General features: G+C 71.3%; 14 protein-coding genes and 2 pseudogenes. 10 read left to right on the top strand and 6 right to left on the bottom strand.

Annotated features, from left to right (window positions below; translation table 11 throughout):
• The 7 genes from OG975_RS04250 to OG975_RS04220 all read left to right on the top strand — a co-directional run bounded on the left by OG975_RS04250 (position 1) and on the right by OG975_RS04220 (position 7,860).
• A complete protein-coding gene (locus OG975_RS04250) occupies positions 1–942 on the top strand; it encodes a Zn-ribbon domain-containing OB-fold protein (RefSeq protein ID WP_406327515.1) in 942 nt (313 codons plus the stop codon).
• Positions 943–1,998: a thiolase domain-containing protein gene (locus OG975_RS04245; RefSeq protein WP_406327513.1), complete on the top strand. Its 1,056-nt coding sequence runs from the start codon at positions 943–945 to the stop codon at positions 1,996–1,998.
• A complete protein-coding gene (locus OG975_RS04240) occupies positions 1,995–3,161 on the top strand; it encodes a thiolase domain-containing protein (RefSeq protein ID WP_406327512.1) in 1,167 nt (388 codons plus the stop codon). The genes OG975_RS04245 and OG975_RS04240 overlap by 4 nt, the downstream gene beginning before the upstream one ends.
• Before the next feature lie 83 nt (positions 3,162–3,244).
• Positions 3,245–3,487, top strand: a complete 243-nt coding sequence (locus tag OG975_RS04235) for a DUF397 domain-containing protein (RefSeq protein WP_406327511.1) — start codon at positions 3,245–3,247, stop codon at positions 3,485–3,487.
• A 124-nt stretch (positions 3,488–3,611) separates the two neighbouring features.
• Positions 3,612–4,211 carry a CGNR zinc finger domain-containing protein gene (locus tag OG975_RS04230; protein ID WP_406327510.1) on the top strand — a complete coding sequence of 200 codons (600 nt, stop codon included), beginning with the start codon at positions 3,612–3,614 and terminating at the stop codon, positions 4,209–4,211.
• 145 nt (positions 4,212–4,356) lie between these two features.
• Positions 4,357–7,260 carry an ATP-binding protein gene (locus OG975_RS04225; protein ID WP_406327509.1) on the top strand — a complete coding sequence of 968 codons (2,904 nt, stop codon included), beginning with the start codon at positions 4,357–4,359 and terminating at the stop codon, positions 7,258–7,260.
• A 102-nt stretch (positions 7,261–7,362) separates the two neighbouring features.
• On the top strand, positions 7,363–7,860 hold the full coding sequence (locus tag OG975_RS04220) for a hypothetical protein (RefSeq protein WP_327426428.1): 498 nt from the start codon (positions 7,363–7,365) through the stop codon (positions 7,858–7,860).
• A gap of 72 nt (positions 7,861–7,932) precedes the next feature.
• Here OG975_RS04220 and OG975_RS04215 read toward each other — a convergent pair.
• The 4 genes and pseudogenes from OG975_RS04215 to OG975_RS04200 form a co-directional block, all read right to left on the bottom strand.
• Positions 7,933–9,345, bottom strand: a pseudogene (locus OG975_RS04215) (SpoIIE family protein phosphatase); the annotation flags it as partial.
• Between the two features lie 126 nt (positions 9,346–9,471).
• Positions 9,472–10,251 (bottom strand): annotated as a pseudogene (locus tag OG975_RS04210) (PAS domain-containing protein); the annotation flags it as partial.
• 244 nt (positions 10,252–10,495) lie between these two features.
• Positions 10,496–12,475, bottom strand: a complete 1,980-nt coding sequence (locus OG975_RS04205; RefSeq protein WP_406327507.1) for an N-acetylmuramoyl-L-alanine amidase — start codon at positions 12,473–12,475, stop codon at positions 10,496–10,498.
• Between the two features lie 328 nt (positions 12,476–12,803).
• Entirely contained in the window at positions 12,804–13,946 is a 1,143-nt protein-coding gene (locus OG975_RS04200; RefSeq protein WP_406327506.1) for an aminoglycoside phosphotransferase family protein, read from the bottom strand.
• 233 nt (positions 13,947–14,179) lie between these two features.
• Between OG975_RS04200 and OG975_RS04195 the strand changes: the two genes are divergently transcribed.
• On the top strand, positions 14,180–15,676 hold the full coding sequence (locus OG975_RS04195; RefSeq protein WP_406327505.1) for a hypothetical protein: 1,497 nt from the start codon (positions 14,180–14,182) through the stop codon (positions 15,674–15,676).
• A gap of 32 nt (positions 15,677–15,708) precedes the next feature.
• On the opposite strand, the gene OG975_RS04190 is transcribed toward OG975_RS04195, so the two are convergent.
• Both OG975_RS04190 and OG975_RS04185 read right to left on the bottom strand, forming a co-directional pair.
• Entirely contained in the window at positions 15,709–17,175 is a 1,467-nt protein-coding gene (locus OG975_RS04190; protein ID WP_406327504.1) for a PP2C family protein-serine/threonine phosphatase, read from the bottom strand.
• Positions 17,176–17,494: 319 nt separating this feature from the next.
• Entirely contained in the window at positions 17,495–18,175 is a 681-nt protein-coding gene (locus OG975_RS04185; protein WP_406327502.1) for a TetR/AcrR family transcriptional regulator, read from the bottom strand.
• A gap of 116 nt (positions 18,176–18,291) precedes the next feature.
• Between OG975_RS04185 and OG975_RS04180 the strand changes: the two genes are divergently transcribed.
• The gene (locus tag OG975_RS04180) at positions 18,292–19,362 is read left to right on the top strand and encodes a medium chain dehydrogenase/reductase family protein (RefSeq protein WP_406327500.1); all 1,071 of its coding nucleotides are present in this window, start codon (positions 18,292–18,294) and stop codon (positions 19,360–19,362) included.
• 41 nt (positions 19,363–19,403) lie between these two features.
• Entirely contained in the window at positions 19,404–19,850 is a 447-nt protein-coding gene (locus OG975_RS04175) for an ester cyclase (protein ID WP_406327499.1), read from the top strand.
• Positions 19,851–19,909 lie beyond the last annotated feature (59 nt).

Genomic DNA, 19,909 nt, shown 5'->3' with positions numbered 1-19,909 from the left:
ATGCCCGAAGTCCTCAAAGCCCCCCTCGTCGTCGAATTCCCCTTCACCCGCTCGCTCGGCCCCGTCCAGAGCGCCTTCCTCACCGGCCTGCGCGAGCGCGTCGTCCTCGGCGTGCGCACCTCCGACGGCCGTACCCTCGTCCCGCCCGTCGAGTACGACCCCGTCACCGCCGAGGAGATACACGACCTCGTCGAGGTCGCCCCCACCGGCACCGTCACCACCTGGGCCTGGAACCACGAACCCCGCAGGGGCCAGCCCCTCGGCACCCCCTTCGCCTGGGTCCTGGTGCGACTCGACGGCGCCGACACCGCCCTCCTGCACGCCCTCGACGCCCCGGGCCCCGACGCCGTACGCACCGGCATGCGCGTCCGGGTCCGCTGGGCGGAGGAGCGTTCCGGCGCGATCACGGACATCGCCTGCTTCGAACCGTACGAGGGGACGGCAGAGCGACTCACCGGCCACGACGGCCGGTTCGAGGACATGGTGACCGGCATCGTCGCACCCGCCCGCCTCGACTACGTCTACTCACCCGGCCGCGCCCAGTCCGGCTACATCAACGCCCTCTCCGGCCGGCGCAACGTCGGCGAACGCTGCCCGTCCTGCCGCAAGGTGTACGTCCCGCCCAGGGGCGCGTGCCCCACGTGTGGCGTCGCCACGGCCGAACAGGTCGAAGTGGGTCCGCGCGGCACCGTCACGACGTACTGCATCGTCAACATCAAGGCGAGGAACCTCGACATCGAAGTGCCGTACGTCTACGCGCACATCGCCCTCGACGGCGCCGACCTCGCGCTGCACGGCCGGATCGGCGGCATCCCCTACGACGAGGTGCGGATGGGCCTGCGCGTGGAGCCGGTGTGGACGGAAGGCGGCGGCTATCCCGACCACTACCGGCCCACCGGCGAACCGGACGCGGACTACGAAACGTACAAGGAGCTGTTGTAGATGCCGCCCATCAGGGACATCGCCGTCGTCGCCTTCGCGCAGACCGACCATCGGCGCACCAGTGACGAGCTCTCCGAGGTGGAGATGCTCATCCCGGTCCTGCACGACGTCCTCGACCGGACCGGCCTGAAGACCAGCGACATCGGATTCACCTGCTCCGGCTCCACCGACTATCTCGCGGGCCGCGCCTTCTCCTTCACGATGGCGCTCGACGGGGTGGGCGCCTGGCCGCCGATCTCCGAGTCGCACGTCGAGATGGACGGGGCGTGGGCGCTGTACGAGGCGTGGACGAAACTGCTGACCGGCGACGCAGACACCGCGCTCGTCTACGCGTACGGCAAGTCGTCGCCCGGCTCCGTACGGGACGTCCTGAGCCGGCAGCTCGACCCCTACTACGTGGCCCCCCTGTGGCCGGATTCCGTCGCGCTCGCGGCACTTCAGGCGCAGGCGCTCATCGACGCGGGCGACACCGATGAGCCCGCGCTCGCCGGAGTCGCCGCCCGCAGCCGCGCGTCGGCGGCCGGCAACTCCCATGCGCAGGTGAGGGGTTCGAGGGCTCAGGGCGAGTATCTCGTACGTCCCCTGCGCACCGGTGACTGTCCGCCCGTCGGCGACGGTGCCGCCGCTGTGATCCTTGCCGCGGGCGAGCGGGCCCGTGAACTGTGCGAACGGCCCGCCTGGATCCGGGGCATCGACCACCGCATCGAGGCACACAGCCTCGGCGTACGCGATCTGACCGACTCGCCGTCGACCCGCCTTGCCGCCGAGCGGGCCGGAGCCTTCGAACGGCCCGTGGACACCGCCGAGTTGCATGCCCCCTTCACCTCCCAGGAAGTGGTCCTGCGCAAAGCACTCCGGCTCGACGACGGCGTGGACGTCAACCCCTCCGGGGGAGCGCTCGCCGCCAATCCGGTGATGGCGGCCGGGCTCATCCGTATCGGTGAGGCCGCCGCCCGCATCCATCGCGGCGAGTCCGACCGGGCGCTCGCCCACGCGACGTCGGGCCCCTGCCTCCAACAGAACCTGGTCGCCGTACTCGAAGGGGATGCCCGATGAGCAAGGAGCCCGTGGCCGTCGTAGGCATCGGCCAGACCAAGCACGTGGCGGCACGGCGGGACGTGTCCATCGCGGGACTGGTCCGCGAGGCCGCCGGGCGGGCCCTGGCGGACGCCGAGTTGACGTGGGCCGACATCGACGCCGTCGTCATCGGCAAGGCGCCCGACTTCTTCGAGGGCGTCATGATGCCGGAGCTGTATCTCGCGGACGCGCTCGGCGCCGTCGGCAAGCCGATGCTGCGGGTGCACACGGCGGGCTCCGTCGGCGGATCGACGGCCCTGGTCGCCACGAACCTCATCGCGGGGCGCGTCCACGGAACCGTCCTGACCCTGGCCTACGAGAAGCAGTCCGAGTCGAACGCCATGTGGGGCCTGTCGCTGCCGATCCCCTTCCAGCAGCCGCTGCTCGCCGGGGCCGGCGGATTCTTCGCACCGCACGTGCGCGCGTACATGCGGCGCACCGGCGCGCCCGACACGGTCGGCTCGCTCGTCGCGTACAAGGACCGCCGCAACGCGCTGAAGAACCCGTACGCGCATCTCCACGAGCACGACATCACGCTGGAGAAGGTCCAGGCCTCGCCGATGCTGTGGGACCCGATCCGCTACTCGGAGACCTGCCCGTCCTCGGACGGGGCCTGCGCGATGATCCTCACCGACCGTGCGGGGGCGGCCCGTTCGCCCCGGCCGCCCGCCTGGATGCACGGCGGCGCCATGCGCAGTGAGCCCACTCTCTTCGCGGGCAAGGATTTCGTGTCCCCGCAGGCGGGCAAGGACTGCGCGGCCGATGTGTACCGGCAGGCCGGTATCGCGGACCCGCGCCGGGACATCGACGCCGTCGAGATGTACGTGCCGTTCTCCTGGTACGAGCCGATGTGGCTGGAGAACCTGGGTTTCGCCGAGGAGGGCGAGGGCTGGAAACTCACCGAGTCCGGGGTCACGGAGCTGGACGGGGACCTGCCCGTCAACATGTCGGGCGGTGTCCTGTCCACCAATCCGATCGGCGCCTCCGGCATGATCCGCTTCGCCGAAGCGGCACTTCAGGTGCGTGGCCAGGCCGGAGATCACCAGGTCGACGGGGCTCGCAGGGTACTGGGGCACGCCTACGGCGGCGGATCCCAGTTCTTCTCGATGTGGCTGGTCGGCGCCGCGCCGCCCGCCTCCTGAAACCGTCCCCCTCACGTGGCCTGTCCGCCGCCCGAACCGATCGCTAGGCTGACGGCGGACGACGAACCGGGAGGAGCACGGACGTGGCTGAAAGCACCATTGAGCAGCACCCGCTCGCGGGCTGGGACAAGCCGGAGCTGGACCTGAGCAACGCGGAGTGGCAGTCCAGCAGCCGAGGGCGGGGAGACGTCCAGATCGCTTTTGTCGAGGGCTTCATCGCGATGCGCAACAGTGGTTCGCCCGAGAGCCCTTCCTTGATCTTCACACCCGCCGAGTGGGGCGCGTTCGTATCGGGGGCGCGCGAGGGCGAGTTCGATCTGACCTGAGCCGACAGAGGTCGGGGCCGCCCCGCCACCTGCGTACAGGGGAGGGGCGGCTGCCTCGGCGGCCCGGGACTGAGGGCCTCTCCGCCATGCGCTAATGGAAGCCGCTGGATCTATCATTAGCGCCATGGACGACTCGATCAGCGGGGACGCCAGGCTCGCCCTGGACCTCGCGCTGACCATCCGGCACGACGGTCACGGCGGTGTCGCCGACGATCTCACCGATCCCTCCGGGCTGACGGCCTGGGTCCAGGCGCACCCCGACGCCCTGCCGGGAGCCGGCCGGTTCGTCGCCGATCCGGTGACGCTCACCGCCGTACGCGACGTGCGCGCCGCCGTCCGCGCCCTCTTCGCGCGCGCCGTACGCCCCGGCGAGCCGAGCCCGGCCGACGCCGCCCGGCTGCTGCCCGTACCGCAGGCCGTGGAGCGCCTGAACACGGCGGTGGCGCTCGTCCCGACCGTCCCCGTCCTCGGCTGGGCCGAGGACGCCGATCCCGTCGTACGGCAGGAAGCCGTGGGCGCGGACGCACCCCTGCCCGCCCTGCTCGCCCGCGCCGCCGTCGCCTTCCTCGCGAGCCCCGACCGGCAACGCCTGCGCGCCTGCCACGCGCCGCGCTGCGTGCGGTACTTCATCAAGGAACACCCACGCCAGGAATGGTGCAAACCGTCGTGCGGAAACCGCGCCAGGGTCGCCCGGCACCACGAACGGCACAAGAAGTCCGCATAGGCCGAGGGCCGTTGACCGACGGATCCGGTCAGTAGTGGCCGTACGGGCGCGGTCGGGCCGCTCCGGGCGTACGCTGAGCTGCCTGAAGGTCACGGTGCGCACCTGCTCCCCGCGCCGGCTGCACCACCGTGGCAGGGGGTGCGGCATGGGACAGCGCAGCGTACGAAGCCGTCGGACGCTTTTCGAGCGTGAGAGTGAACTCGCCGCCGCCGAAGAGGCGTTGGGCGAGCTCACCGGAGTGCGCAGGGACGGTGGTGAGCCACCGGAGCGTCCTCGCGGCGCGCTCCTCGCCTTCGCCGGACGTGCGGGCATCGGCAAGACGACCCTCCTCGCCGAAGTGCGGCGGCGCGCCGCCGCCAAGGGCTGCACCGTGCTGTCCGCGCGCGGCGGCGACCAGGAGCAGGGCGTCGCCTTCCATGTCGCCCGCCAGCTCCTGCAACCCCAGCTCGCCGGGTCGCCGGAGTCCGAACTCCGGGCCTCGCTGGGGAGTTGGTACGCGATCGTCGGGCCCGCGCTCGGCCTGTGCGCGCCGGCCGAGGGCGCCCCGCCCGACCAGCAGGGCCTGCGCGACGGCCTCGACTGGGTACTCACGCACCTCGCGGTGCAGCGCGCCCCGATGGTGCTCGTCCTCGACGACGCGCACTGGGCCGACCCGGAGTCACTGAGCTGGCTCGCCGGATTCGCGCCGCGCGCCGAGGAACTCCCCCTGCTGCTCGCCGTCGCCTACCGGCCCGACGAACTCCCCGACCACGCCGAGGCGTTCAGGGGACTGCCCGGACGCGCCGGGCAGCGCCCCATCGACCTCGAACCGCTCAGCGCGGCGGCCGTCGCCCGTCTCGTGCGGGAGGATCTGGGCACCCAGGCCGACGACGCGTTCTGCCGCGAGTGCTGGGCGGTCACCGCGGGCAACCCCTTCGAGGCGGTCGAGCTGACCGCCAAGGTCCGCGACCGCGGACTGACCCCCACGGAGGCCGGGGCGCATCTGCTGCGCGACCTCGCCGCCGCCGTCAAGGGCAGCGGCCTGATCGCCCGCCTCGAACGCCTCGGCACCTCCACCGTGCGCTTCGCCTGGGCCTGCGCGGTGCTCGGCACCGAGATCCATCCGGCGCTCGCCGCCGCCGTCGCCGGCCTCGGCTCCGAGGAGGCCGCCGACGCCGCGGACGCCCTGCGCGGCGCCCGGATCCTCACCGGCCCGGTGACTGCCGGGGGCACGCTCGAATTCGTCCACCCCCTCATCGCCACCGCCGTCTACCGCGCCATACCCGGCGGCGTCCGCGTCGCCCTGCACGGTCAGGCCGCCTGGTGCGTCATCGACGAGGGTCTCGGCCCGTCCGCCGCCGCCCGCCACCTCCTGGAGACCCACCCCGACGGCGACACCTGGGTCGTCCAGCAGCTGCGCGCCGCCGCCCGCGAGACCCTCCGCGCCGGAGCCCCCGACGCCGCCCGCCGCTGCCTGGCCCGCGCCCTGCGCGAACCGCCGCCCTTCGAGGACCGGGCCGCCGTCCTGTACGAACTGGGCTGCGCCTCCCTGCTCACCGAACCGGCGACCACGGTCAACCATCTGCGCGCCGCCCTCGAAGAGCCCATCACCGATCCGGAGCTGCGCCACCACATCGTCTACCGGCTCTCCCAGGTCCTCGCCCACAGCGACCGCCTCGGTGAGGCCTCCGACACCCTCGCCCGCGAGATCCGCGTGACCGGCGACGCCCGGGTGCGGCTGCGCATGCAGTCCGAGCAGTTCATGTGGGACGCGTTCCGTTCCGACGAACCCGACTCGCCCGCCCGCTCCCGCCGCCTGACCCGCCTCGCCGACCGGCTCACCGGCCGCGAGCTCACCGAGCGGTACGTCATCGGGCTGCGCGCCTGGGACGCCACCCTGCGCGGCGAGCCCGCGCACATCGCCCTCCACCACGCCGAACGCGCCCTCGCCGGAGGGCTCGGCTGGGCCGAGGCCGACCGCGGCTTCGAGGTGCCCGTCCTGGTCGCCCTCACGTTCATGTACGCGGACCGGCCCGGGCGCACGGAGGAGCTGTTCGCCACCGGGATCGCCGACTTCGAGGCCCAGGGCTGGCACGGCGCCCACCTCTCCTTCGGCTACACCATCCTCGGGTACGTCCGCTACCGCCGCGGCCGGCTCGCCGAGGCCGAGGACTTCGTCCGCGCGGGCCTCCGGCTCGCCGAGCGGGTCGGGCCCGGCACCCCCGTCCACTGGTATGCCGTCGGCACTCTCATCGAGGTCCTGCTCGCCCGCGGCCGGACAACCGAGGCCGCACGGACCGCCGAGGACTACGCGTTCGAGGCTCCCTTCCCGGCCGCCGTGACCTTTCCCGACGCCCAGACCGTGCACGGCGAGCTGCTGCTCGCCCGCGGCCTCACCAAGGACGCCGCCGCCGAGCTCGCGGCCGCCGGCCGCCGGCTCGACCCACGCGGCATGCGCAACCCCGCCTGGTGCCCCTGGCAGCTCCACCTCGCCCGCGCCGAGAGCCACGACGCCCCGGAACGCGCCGTCACCATGGCACTCGAAGCGGTGAACCGCGCCCGCCAGTACGGCACCCCCTCCGCGATCGGCCAGGCACTGCGCGCCGCCGCGGAGGTCTCCTCCGGCTCGGCCCGCGTCAAGTTCCTCGAAGAGTCCGTCGGCCAGCTGGAGCGCTCCCCGGCCGCGTACGAGCTCGCCTGCGCCCTGGTCGCCCTCGGCACCGAGCTGCGCCGCGTCGGCCGCCCCAAGGAAGCCGCCGAACACCTCTACCGGGGGCTCGACGCGGCCGTCCAGTGCGGAGCCGACGGGCTGGTCGAGGAGGCCCGTGACGAGCTCGCGGCCGCCGGTCTGCGGCCGCGGCGCCTGCACAGCACCGAGACGGACACGCTCACCGCCCGTGAACGGGCCGCCGCCGCACTCACCGTCCGTGGCGGCGACACGGCCCGGATCGCCGAGGAACTGCACACCGACGAGCAGGCCGTCGTACGCATGCTGTCGGCGGTCTACCGGAAGGTTGGCACGGACCGTACGGGACTCGCCGCCGCACTGGGCGAACAACCGGCGCCGTGACCGGGTACCGCTGTCCCCAACGCCGGGGAACAGCCATCTCCCTGGCCGCTCGCAGGGGCGCCCCCGGGGCCCGCTTCACGCCCGTGCACGTACCATTGCGGCATGTCCTTCCTCCGCCGCCGCAGCGCCACTCCCGCCGGGCCCGACTTCGACGTTCTGGCCATGGACCCGGGCGACTGGCCGGGCAATCTCGGTGCCGGCCTGCTGCCCGCGCCCGACGGCAGCTGCCAGGGCGTCTTCCTGCGCTACGACCTCTTCGGCGGCCGTGGTCCCGCGATGATCATCGGCAATCTGCCGGAGGGCTCCCCGGCCCGTGACATCGCCGAGGACGAGGTCCCCTTCGAGGTGGCCCAGCTGCTGATCGCGCTGGAGAACGAGGAGGAGGTCACCGTCACCGGCACCGAGGACATGCCGGTGATGCAGGGCGACAACCTCCTGATCGTGCGCCGCCTGAAGCTCTCCGAGACCCGCATCTCCTGCGTGCAGTTCGACCGCAGCGACAATGTGCTGGTGACCATCGCGGCCTGGGACCGCCCGATCACCGACGACCTGTACGCCCTGCTGAAGCCGCTGCCGGCGGAGCTGTTCCAGCAGAGCTGAACGTCGCCGCCGGGCATCGCCCGGGATCCTGGGTGAACATCCCAAGCCCTCGGCCCTGCCCGCCCGTTGCCCTCACAGCCTGAGGGTGAACCAGGTGGTCTTGCCCTCGTCCGTGGGGCGCACACCCCAGTCGTCGGCGAGAGCGCGGACGAGGGACAGGCCCCGGCCCGACTCCTCGTCCTCGGCCGCCGGACGGGGCTGGGGCAGATGGGGACTGCTGTCGCTGATCTCGACGGTCAGATCGGTGGTGGTCCTGCACACGTGCAGGCCGATGGGCCCCTGGGCGTGCTGGACGGCGTTGGTCAGGATCTCGGAGAGAAGAAGCCGGGCGTCGTCCGCGGTGCTCACGCAGTCCCATGAGGTGAGGGCCTTGCTGAGGAAGGCACGGCCTTCGGGCACGGACTCGGCAACGGCGGGCAGGTCCGTCGTGACGGACGACAGGGGCCCGTCGGGCAGCCGGGTGAACAGCAGGGTGACGTCGTCGTTGTGACCCTCGGCGTCGGGCAACAGGGCGGCCAGCACTCGATCGGCGGCGTCCTCCAGGTCCGGGACGGTGGCGAAGAGGTCCCCCAGGGTGGCGGTGAGCTTGGCGAGCTGGTCCTCGATGTCGGAGCCCGGCGTTTCGATGAGACCGTCGGTGTAGAGGACGAGCGTGGCACCGGGCGGCATGACCGCGCTGGACTGCTGGTAGAGGACGTCGCCGACACCGAGAGGCGCGTTCACGGGCGCCGGGAGAGACCGGGCGCCGTCGCCGGGAGTGGCCACCAGGACCGGCAGGTGCCCCGCGGAGCAGACCGTCACCTCCCCCGCGTCGGCCGCGATGATCAGATAACAGCACGTGACGAGCTGGTCGGGCACGTCCAGGTCCCCGACGACCGCCTCCAGGGCCTGCATGAGCTGGCGGGGCTGCATACCGGTCTTGGCCAGGGCATGCGCGGCGGACCGCAGCTGCCCCATCACGGCGGCGGCATCCAGACCGCGGCCCATCACGTCGCCGATCAGCACCCCGACCCGACCGGCCCCCAGGGGGATCAGGTCGAACCAGTCACCGCCCACCCCGGCCCCCTGGGTGGCGGGCCGGTAGCGGCTCGCCGTGGAAAGACCGGGGATGGCGGGCGGCGTGCCCATCAGGCTGCGCTGCAGGGTGAGGGCGATATGCCGCTGCTGCTCGTAGAGGAAGGTCAGCTCCGCCTCGGCCCGCTTGCGGTCGCTGATGTCACGGACGATGGCGCAGGCCCCGATGATCGCGCCGTCCGGGGCACGGGTGGGCCACAGGGTGATGTCGACGTCCAGCAGGCCCCCGCAGCGGGTGAGCCGCAGTGTCTCGAAGTGCTCGACCTTCTCCCCGCTGCGCAGCCGGTCCAGGAGTACGTCTATCTCGTCCCGGCGCTCCGACGGCGCCAGAAGCGACACGTGCCGGCCCACGACCTCGGCCCGCGAGTAGCCGTACAGCCGCTCGGCCGCCGCGTTCCAGTAAGTGATGTCGCCGTTCAGGGTCTTGGCGAGGATCGCGTCCTGGGACGATTCCACCAGTCCGGCCAGCTCGTTGATACGGGCTTCGGCGCGCTTGCGGTCGCTGACGTCGCGGACGGCGGCGGAGACGAGGAGGCCGTCGGCGGTTTCGAGGGGGCTGAGGCTGATTTCGACGGGGAATTCGGTGCCGTCCTTGCGGAGGCCGTGGAGTTCGAGTCCGGCGCCCATGGGGCGTACTTGGCGGTTGTTGGCGTAGCCGTCGCGGTGGAAGGTGTGGTGGGCGCGGAAACGGCCGGGGACCAGGAGTTCGACGGGGTGGCCGAGGAGTTCTTCGCGTTGGTATCCGAAGAGGGCTTCGGTCTGGGCGTTGACGAGTCTGATGGTGCCGGTGTCGTCGACGATGACCATGGCGTCGGGCGCCGCTTCGAGCAGTCCCCGGAACCTCTCCTCCGCCGCCTTGCGGTCGCTGACGTCGCGGACGGCGGCGGAGACGAGGAGGCCGTCGGCGGTTTCGAGGGGGCTGAGGCTGATTTCGACGGGGAATTCGGTGCCGTCCTTGCGGAGGCCGTGGAGTTCGAGTCCGGCACCCATGGGGCGTACTTGGCGGTTGTTGGCGTAGCCGTCGCGGTGGAAGGTGTGGTGGGCGCGGAAACGGCCGGGGACCAGGAGTTCGACGGGGTGGCCGAGGAGTTCTTCGCGTTGGTATCCGAAGAGGGCTTCGGTCTGGGCGTTGACGAGTCTGATGGTGCCGGTGTCGTCGACGATGACCATGGCGTCGGGCGCCGCTTCGAGCAGTCCTCGAAACCTTTCCTCCGCGCCTCCCGGACCGGCCCTGCGCTCCTCGGCGTCGCACCGACAGTGGTGAGGGCCCGTCGCATCGGCGGGCCGAGTTGAAGTCTCACTGACAAAGTCGCCCATGTCCGCCCCAGGTATGCCGCTTACCATGATTCGGGCATCCCATCTCACATGGGCTGCGTGCGGGGTTATATGTCGCTTACTGGCCCGACCACGGCCGAAGCTGTCCGGCGACAGCGCTTGCGGTGATCGGATGCCATTGCCTTCGCCACCGGCAATTGCCACTTCGGGACCACCGGCCAGAGCAACGGACAGGGCCGGGCCCGCGGCAAGCGGACCCGGCCCCGGCCGTCAACCGGTCAAGCTGTCACGAGTGCGACGGAATCACGTCCACGTCCGCGGCCCGCACGAACGCCACCCGGTGGCCGAACTGGATCTCGTAGTACATGTCCGTGCCGATCACGACCTTGTGCCCTGCCGTGTCGAAGGTCGGCGCGTAGAAGTACTCGCCCGGCACCTTGTCGCCGACCGCGTACCGCTGGCCTTCGAGCAGCTTGTACGGCAGCGGCGAGACGGCCTGGACGGGGACGCCCGTCGGGTACGCCTCCTTCTCCGGGTAGGCGCGCCCGTAGACGGGGATCTCCGCGAGGCCGTCCCTGGGTGTGACGACCAGCCCTGACGCGTTCACCGCCGTCGGCTGCTTCCGCGGGTTCTTGAACCAGGCCTTCTGGCCCAGGTACCAGATCGCCGTCCAGTCGCCGTCACGCTCGGCGACCGCGTACCGCTGCCCGGTGGAGACACGCGAGGCGACGTCGTTCACGCCGGTGGTCGAGGCGTCGCCCTTGGGGTAGAGCCCGATGTCCTTGATCAGGGGCGAGTTCTCGTCCGCCGCGCTGTAGAGGCGCACCTCACTGGAGCCGTGCGCGGTGCAGGGCACGCCCTTGGTGACGCAGCCCGTGTACACCGGCTGGTTGTCGGTGAAGTCCGGCAGTACGGTCACCAGCCCGCCGCCGTGCTTCGACGTGCGGTGGAAGGGGTGCCCCAGCAGCTTGAAGTAGTGCTGCCAGTCCCAGTACGGGCCCGGGTCGGTGTGCATACCCGGGATGGTGGCGGTCGTCGGGCCCGGCACGTTGTCGTGCCCCAGGATGTGCTGCCGGTCCAGCGGGATGTCGTACTTCTTGGAGAGGTACTTCACCAGCCGCGCCGAGGTCCGGTACATCTCCTCCGTGTACCAGGCGTCCGGCGAGGCCAGGAAGCCCTCGTGCTCCAGTCCGATCGACTTGGCGTTGACGTACCAGTTGCCCGCGTGCCAGGCCACGTCCTTGGCCTGCACATGCTGGGCGATGTGACCGTCGGTCGAGCGCAGGGTGTAGTTCCACGACACATAGGTCGGGTCCTGGACCAGCTTCAGGACGCCGTCCCAGGTGCCTTCCGTGTCATGGATGACGATGTACTTGATGCTCTGCGACGCGGGCCGGTCGCCGAGATCGTGGTTGCCGTAGTCACCCTCGCCGAACTCCGCGTAAGGGGCCGGGATCCACTCGCAGGACACCTCCTTGGGGCACTCCGTGCCATCGGCGGAGACCGTACGCAGCCCCGTCCGCCCGAGTTGTGCCGTGTCGGGGCTCAGCTCGGGCTGGGCGGCGAGCGCCACCTGCTGACCGGCGTCCGTGGTGCGCTCCTCGCCGCCGCGCATCACCTCGTAGACGTCATCGGCGTACGTCGCCGCCGTCGCCGTGTCGTCCGCGCCCGAGAAACGTGCCACCGCCCCGTACCAGTCGGCCGCGTCGTCGCTCAGCGGCTCGCCGAGGTCCTGCTGCGCGGCGGCGAGGAGCGCGGCGCCGCCCTCGACGTTCGCGGCGGCGTCCGTACGCAGCTGCTCCGCCGGGAGGCCGGTGAGCTCGGCCGCCTTCGTCAACGTCTTGAGCCGGGCCGGGAGTTCGGAGTTCTCCGGCACCTTGGTGTCGGGGAGGAGGGCAGCGCGCGAGCTGTCGCCGCGGGCGTCCTCCGTGCCCTCGCTGTGGTGCGGTGCCTCGGCGATCGCCGTACGGGCGTCGGTGAGGTGCATCGGGCCGTAGCCGCCGCTGACGCTCGGGGCACCGGCGTGCGCGTCCCAGCGGGACTGCAGATAGGAGACGGCGAGCAGGACGCTCTGCGGCACGTGGTACTCGGCGGCCGCGGCGCCGAAGGCCCTCTGCAACTGTGCGGAGGAGACCTGCTCGGTGGTGCCGGACGGGGCCGCGCCGAGCAGCGGCAGCAGCAGCGCCGCCGCGGCGACGGCGCCCGCGGTCCTGCGCGTGCGTCGATGCCCGGCGATGGCCTTGGGGCCGGGGGCGGATCCTCGCAAAGCAGCCTCCTGGGACGGTCGGGCGCGGTGGGGCGTGCGGGGGCCGAACGCGTCAGTGGTATCGGCTCTCCGACGATCCGTCAATCATGCCCAGAGGCAGGCGATTTCCCATGTCATCGGCGGGTGTAGCGGGTTTCGTGGCGGCGGTGACCCGGCCTGCGGGGCGTCAGTGGAGTGGACCAATAACCCGAACGGTGGACACCGGGAAACAGGGACCGCGGAAACAGAGACAGCGGAAACGGGGACGCCAGGTGGCGGGCAGCACCCGGACATGACGAAGGCCCGCGGTGCGCCGCTGTCCAGGCGCAACCGCGGACCTCCGTCCCCGTCAGCGAGTGCCGACCGCCGCTCGGACGGCCCGTCGGGCCAACTGGCAGTCGTCGTGCAGCCGCCTCAGCAGCAGCCGCTGTTCCTCGCCGGACGGCGCAGCACCCGGGTGGGCCGGTCCCGGTGCCGCCGGGGTCGTGTCGTGCATCGAGCGCTGCACGGCCGTCTCGTACGTACGGATCTCACGGGTCAGTACCAGCATCAGGTTCACCAGGAAGGCGTCCCGTGCCGCCGGACCGGCCGACTGCGCCAGCTGACTGATCTGACGGCGCGCCACGGGAGCGTCCCCGAGCACCGCCCACAGCGTCGCCAGGTCGTAGCCCGGCAAGTACCAGCCCGCATGCTCCCAGTCCACCAGCACTGGACCGGCCGGTGAGAGGAGAATGTTGGACAGGAGGGCGTCGCCGTGACAGAACTGGCCCATGCCCTGCCGGCCCGCCGAGTGGGCGATGCCGTGCACGAGCTTCTGCAGATCGCCCATGTCCCGGTCCGTGAGCAGACCCAGCTCATGGAAACGGGAGATCCGCTCCGCGTAGTCCAGCGGGGCGTCGAACGTCCCCGCCGGTGGCCGCCACGCGTTCAGCCGGCAGATCGCGCCCAGCGCCGCCCGGATGTCCGCGCGGGGCGGAGCCTCGGCCGGATGCCGCTGGAGAGCGGCCACCCGGCCCGGCATTCGCTCGATCACCAAGGTGCAGTTGTCCGGATCCGCCGCGATCAGCCGGGGCACCCGGACCGGTGGCCGGTGCCGCACGAACGAGCGGTAGGCCGCTATTTCATGCCGGACCCGCTCGGCCCAGACGGGGGAGTGGTCCAGTAAACACTTGGCGACGGCCGTGCTGCGCCCGGTCGTGCCGACCAGGAGCACGGAGCGTCCGCTGCGGCGCAGCACCTGGACCGGAGCGAACTCCGGGCAGATCCGGTGCACCGACGCGATCGCCGTGCGCAGCTGCGCGCCCTGGGGGCCGGACAAGTCGATTCTCCCGCTGAGCGGTTGGGTGCCGAGCCCCGGAACGCGCCGCGTCCTGCCGGCGCCGAGCACGGGAGCCGCCGCCGGGCGCGCGGGGTCGAGGTAGGGGCCGCTGCCCGCCGGGCGGGGGTGCAGCGACCGGGGCGGAGCGGACACGGAGGACGATGCTGTGTACATGGGCGAAACAGATCCCTTCGTGTGCCTGCAAGTTGCCGCGCTACCCGCCCCGGCCGCCCTGGTGCACCCTGGGGAATGTCCCTGAGGCAACCGGGTCGGGGTGGCGCGTTCCTACCTGACACCCGATGCCCACTGGCACACCATCTGGCGCACCCTGGCGAACCCTGGCGAATAGTCGCTCAGCAACTGACAGGCGGTTACTGTCAAATCAGCCGAGAACCTGGGGGCTTGACGTGAACGGACAACCCAACACCCGCCTGTCGGACCTGTTCGGCCTCGCCGGCTGGTCCAAGGGCGAACTCGCGAGAATGGTCAACCGGCAGGCGGCGGCCATGGGCCACCCCCAACTGGCGACCGACACCTCGCGGGTGCGGCGTTGGATCGACATGGGAGAGATCCCGCGCGATCCCGTACCGCGGGTGCTGGCGGCCCTGTTCACCGAGCATCTCGGCCGTGTCGTGACCATCGAGGACCTCGGTCTGGTCCGGCACGGGCGCATGGGTAAACGGCAGAGCGGCGGGAATGCGGAACATCCCGACGGAGTGCCGTGGGCGCCCGAGCGGACTGCTGCGGTCCTCACCGAATTCACGGGAATGGACCTCATGCTCAACCGACGCGGCTTGGTGGGCGCGGGTGCCGCGCTCGCCGCGGGATCCGCACTCAGCACTGCTATGCACGACTGGCTGCACACCGATCCGACGCTGTCCGCCGACGCTCCCCGATTCGACGATCCCCTGCACGCCGACCCCGCTGGGTTCGACCGCTACGAGGCCGCCCCCATCGGGTCGCAGGAGATCGAGGAACTGGAGCGCTCGGTCGAGGTGTTCCGGGCCTGGGACGCCGCCCGCGGCGGCGGTCTCCAGCGCAAGGCTGTGGTGGGCCAGCTCAACGAAGTGGGAGGCATGCTCTCCTACCGGCACCCCGACCATCTCCAGCGGCGCCTGTGGGGCGTCGCCGCCAACCTGGCCGTCCTCGCGGGCTGGATGTCGCACGACGTCGGCCTGGAGCCCACGGCTCAGAAGTACTTCGTCATCGCCGCCCACGCGGCCCGTGAGGGCGGTGACCGGCCCCGCGCCGGGGAGGCGCTCTCCCGAGCGGCTCGCCAGATGGTGCACCTGGGCCGGCCCGACGACGCACTCGATCTCATGAAGCTCGCCAAGTCCGGTTCCGGCGAGGAGACCTTGCCCCGCACCCAGGCCATGCTCTACACCATCGAAGCCTGGGCACAGGCCTCCATGGGCAAGGGCCAGGCCATGCGGCGCACCCTGGGCCAGGCGGAGGACCTGTTCGTCTCCGACCGGGGCGACGTACCACCGCCGAGCTGGATGCAGCTGTTCGACGAGGCCGACATGCACGGCATGCAGGCGCTCGCCTATCGCACCCTCGCCGAACACGAGCCGTCCGCGGCGGCCACCGCTCAGCGTCATGCCAAGGAGGCACTGAAGCTGCGCGAGTCGGGGCGGGAACGGTCGAAGATCTTCGACCACATCTCCCTGGCGTCGGCCTGCTTCATCGCCGACGATCCCGAACAGGCCGACCGGTACGCGCGACTGGCCCTGACGTCGATGGGATCCAACTCGTCCCACCGCACCTGGGACCGGCTGCGCGAGATGTACCGGCTCACCGGGGAGTACTCCAGCTATCCGAAGATCCACGATCTGCGGGAGGAGATCAAACTCGCCCTGCCCAACGGCTCGTTGAAGCCACGGGGCGGCAGCGCGCGGGCGTAAGGGGGGGCCCGTGTCGGCAACACGGATCGGCTTCAGCAGCCGACCCGGGCGATGAGCACGCAGGCGTCGTCCTCGCGCTCGGTCTCGCCGAATTCCTCGACAACCATCCGTACACAGTCCTGGGCCGTGCGGGTCCCGTCGAAGCGCGGGGCCAGGTCGAGCAGCCTCTGGACGGCCGTCGCTCCTCCTCCACTCTCGGCAGCTCCCGAGCGGGAGGACCCTGATCGCCACGGCACCAGTCCGTCGGTGTGCAGGAGCAGCAGGTCGCCCTCTTCGAGTGGTTCCTCGGCCTGCCCGTAGACGGCGCCCGAGGTCGCCCCGAGCAGCACGCCGTCCGGTGCCGGCAGTGCGCGCCCCGTCCCGTTGCGGAACAGCAGCGGGGCGGGGTGTCCTGCCTGCGCCCAGCTGAGGGTGCGGGTCTCGGGCCGGTAGCGGCAGCAGACGGCGCTGCCCAGAGCCGGCTGGACGGAGGCGTCGAGCAACTGGTTGAGCCAGGACAGGAGTTGGCCCGGCCGGGTGCCTGTCACGGCCATACCGCGCAGGGCGCCGAGCAGCATCGCCATGCCCGAGGTCGCGGCGACTCCGTGGCCGGTGAGGTCACCGACGCTCAACAGGGTGTCCCCGTCGGGGAGTTCGAGGGCGTCGTACCAGTCGCCGCCGATCAGTGCGCTGGTCGACGACGGGAGATAGTGCGCGGCGAGGTCGAGGGTTCCGGGGCCCCCGTGCGGGAACCGCAGGGAACCGCGCCACGGCGGCAGCACGGCCTCCTGCAGTTCGACCGCGAGCCGGTGCTCGGTCTGCGCGATGTGTCGCTCGCGCTGCAGCGAGTCACGGGTCTCGCTCACCGTCCGCTGGCTGCGGCGCAGTTCGCTGACGTCGCGCAGCACGGCCCACATCGAGGCGGTGCTGCCGTCGGCGTCGAGCACGGGCTCGCCCATCATGTGCACGGTGCGCACCCCGCCGTCGGGGCGCGTGATGCGGAACTCCCCGTCGATGGGCTTGGCGTCGATGAGGCACTCCGTGACCATCGCCGTCAGCATCCGCCGGTCCTCGTCGAGCACCAGCGACGGAAGTTCGTCGAGCGTCAGCGGGGGAGCGGCCGGATCGCGGCCCAGGATCTGATAGAGCTCACCGGACCAACTGGCCTCGTCCGTCAGCAGGTTCCACTCGGCGCTGCCGACCCGGCTCAGCAGGGAGCCGCGCCGGGATGCGGCCGGCACGGCTCGGGCGGCGGGGACGGCTGCGGGTTGGACGGGCACAGGCGGTGGTCCGTCCCGCAGCTGGCCCAAGTGCTCGTCGAGATCGTTGAGTTGATGCATCGCCAGATTGCACAGCGCACGCTGCCAGCGTCCCTGCGGATCCTCGCCGTCGGCGGGCGCGTCACGCCGTACGGCGTCCACCTCGCCGCGCAGCCGCCGCGTCTGCGAAATGAGCGCGTCGACCGTGCCGCGCTGGGGCGGCTGAGCGGCTGGGCGGTCCGCAGAGAGATGGGAGGGCATTGCGTACTCCGATGCGGGGACGGTACGACCAAGGCTGACGGAAGGACCGTTACGACTGTTGCACAGCCCGCGACGCGCTGTAAGGGATTTGGCAACACCCGATACGGTGGTGCTTCTGGCATATGCCGCAGTCCTCATGGACCGGCTGTGTGGGACCGATTCGGTACGCGTCCGACATGGTCAAGTCGTAGACGGCGTACGTGACTTGATGGTCTGCCGGATGCGCGTGCCCGCCCTTCAGTCCTCTGTTCGAGGGGCATATGTGCGAAGCCTGCTCCGTTGTGGGATCCGTCAAACGCGGATCGGGCCGAGCCGGGGCTCAGAGTGAGCGCACGAAGTCCTTCACCTCGGTCTCGTAGAGAGCGGCCGGGTCGATACCCATCGAGCTGAAGTTGCCCTCGATCTCCAGGCTCACCAGGCCGTGCAGATGCGCCCACAGCATGGTGGTTCGCGCGGCGACCGCCTCCGGCACGTCCTCGATTCCGTGCCGTTTCATCCACTCCCGGAACTGGACCGCCGGGCCTTGTGGAACCGCCGTGTCCGGCTTCGCGAGGGCGCCCACCACCTCCAGTACGACGGTCATGGCGGGCTGGGAGGCCTCGACCAGGCTCGTGGACTGTGCGTCATAGCCCTGGAGGGGCGCCCGGAACAGGAGCCGGTAGCGGTGTGGCTCGGTCAGCGCCCAGGCGCGAAAGGCCCGGACGACCGCGGTCAGGCGGACGGCCGCGTCCGTCGCGCCGGCGTCGGCCGCGCGGGCGAGTGCGGACGCCAGGTCCCCGTAGGCGTCGATGACCAGCTCGGTCAGCAGGCTGTCCCGGTTGGTGAAGTAGCGGTAGAGCGCGGGCCCCGTCATGCCCACCTGCTTGGCGATGGCGTTGAGCGACAGCGCCTCCGGGCCTCCCTCGGCCAGCTGTCGCAGTGCCGCGGTCTTGACCTCCTGCCGTACCTGCGCGCGGAACCGATCGCGCAGGCCGGGCTCCGTCCGGTTCTCTGCCGCCATGTCGTCGCCTTCTTCGTCTTCTCGGGTGGCCCTTGACTTACGGAATATAGAGGAGCAAGCTCTTGTTAGAACCTATCACGAACACGAGAAGCAATAACTAAGGAGCTCTGACCGGCATGGGCACGGAGACTGTGGCCGATGTGGTGACCGAAGTCGTCCTCCCGGGAGTCGTGGAACTTTCGGGCCTCGAGATCCGTGTGCGCCCCGCGACGCAGCCCGCCGCAGGTGAGGTCGTCCTCGCCCTGGAGGCCTCCGGAGTGTCGTTCGCCGAGCAGCAGATGCGCCGCGGCAAGTACTACGACCAGCCGCCGTTCCCCTTCGTGCCGGGCTACGACCTGGTCGGCGTCGTGGTCCGGGTCGGCGCGGGGGTGGACGCGTCACTGGTCGGCCGGCGCTTCGCCGCTCTGACCAAGGTCGGCGGCTGGGCCAGCCGGGTCGTACTGCCCGTCACCGATCTCGTCGAGGTCCCCGGCACGCTGGATCCCGGCGACGCGGAGACGGTGGTCGTCAACGGCATCACCGCCTGGCAGATGCTGCACCGTATCGCCAGGGTCCGCGCGGGCCAGACCGTACTGGTGCACGGGGCGAACGGCGGTGTGGGCTCCACGCTGGTGCAGCTGGCCACCCACGCCGGCATCCGCGTCATCGGCACCGCCTCGCCCCGGCATCACGACGCGGTGCGCGCGCTCGGTGCCACCCCGGTCGACTATCGCGCGCCCGATCTGCCCGCCAGGGTGCGGGAGTTGGCGCCGGGCGGCGTCGACGCCGTCTTCGACCACGTGGGAGGCGAGGGCATCGTCGACTCCTTCGGGCTGCTGGCCCGGGGCGGCACGCTCGTCTCGTACGGCAGCGCGGCCACCCGGGACATCGCCGGATCCTCCAAGCTGCCGATCCTCAAGCTCGTCGGGCGGCTGTTCCTCTGGAAGTTCCTGCCCAATGGCCGGCGTACGCACTTCTACAACATCTGGGCCGGCAAGCGCCGTTCGGCCGCCTTCCACGAGCGCCTGCGTACCGACCTCGGCCAGGTCTTCGCCCTGCTCGCCGACGGCGCCATCACCGCGCAGGTCGCGGCCCGCATCCCGCTCGGCCGGGCCGCGGAAGCCATGCGGCTGGCCGAGTCCGGCACCGTCACCGGCAAGGTGATCCTCGTGCCCGACCCGGACCGGGACGCGCCCCACGCCCAGTGACATCCCTTCGTTCCGGCATCGGCACACACCAGGAGAAACCCATGTCCGCGCAGGAGAACGCCGCACTCGTCGAGCCCTGGAAAGAGCTCTGGAACAACGATCTTTCGCTCACCGAGAAGATCATCGCCCCCGACTTCGTCGCCCACGCGGCGCCGATCACCGGATCCGGCGGGGACGAGATCCACGGCCGGGAGGGGCTGAACCAGTGGGTCGCCGGGATCCACACCTTGTTGAGCGACCTGACCTTCAGCATCCAGGTCGGACCGATCGCCACCGACGAGTACCTCGTGGTCCGTTGGCAGGCGCGGGGCACCTATCGCGGCGGGTTCCCCGGCGCTCCCGAGGAGGCGATCGGCAACGAGGTCGCGTTCACGGGAACCGACACGCTCCGGGTGGCGGACGGCCTGCTCGCCGAGTACTGGGCGAACGCGGACAGCCTGCTGCTGGTGCAGCAACTCGGGCTGCGGGAACTCCCGACCGCGGCCTGACGCGGTGTCACGGGCGGCCTCGCGCCGGATCCCGCTCGCGCGGTGCCGTGCGGTCGCGC

Origin of the sequence: Streptomyces sp. NBC_00203, assembly GCF_045206325.1 — a bacterium.
GTDB classification, from domain to species: Bacteria; Actinomycetota; Actinomycetes; order Streptomycetales; family Streptomycetaceae; genus Streptomyces; species Streptomyces lutosisoli.
Note: the sequence above shows the minus strand (reverse complement) of the source record. Positions and strands in the feature narration are given on the sequence as shown.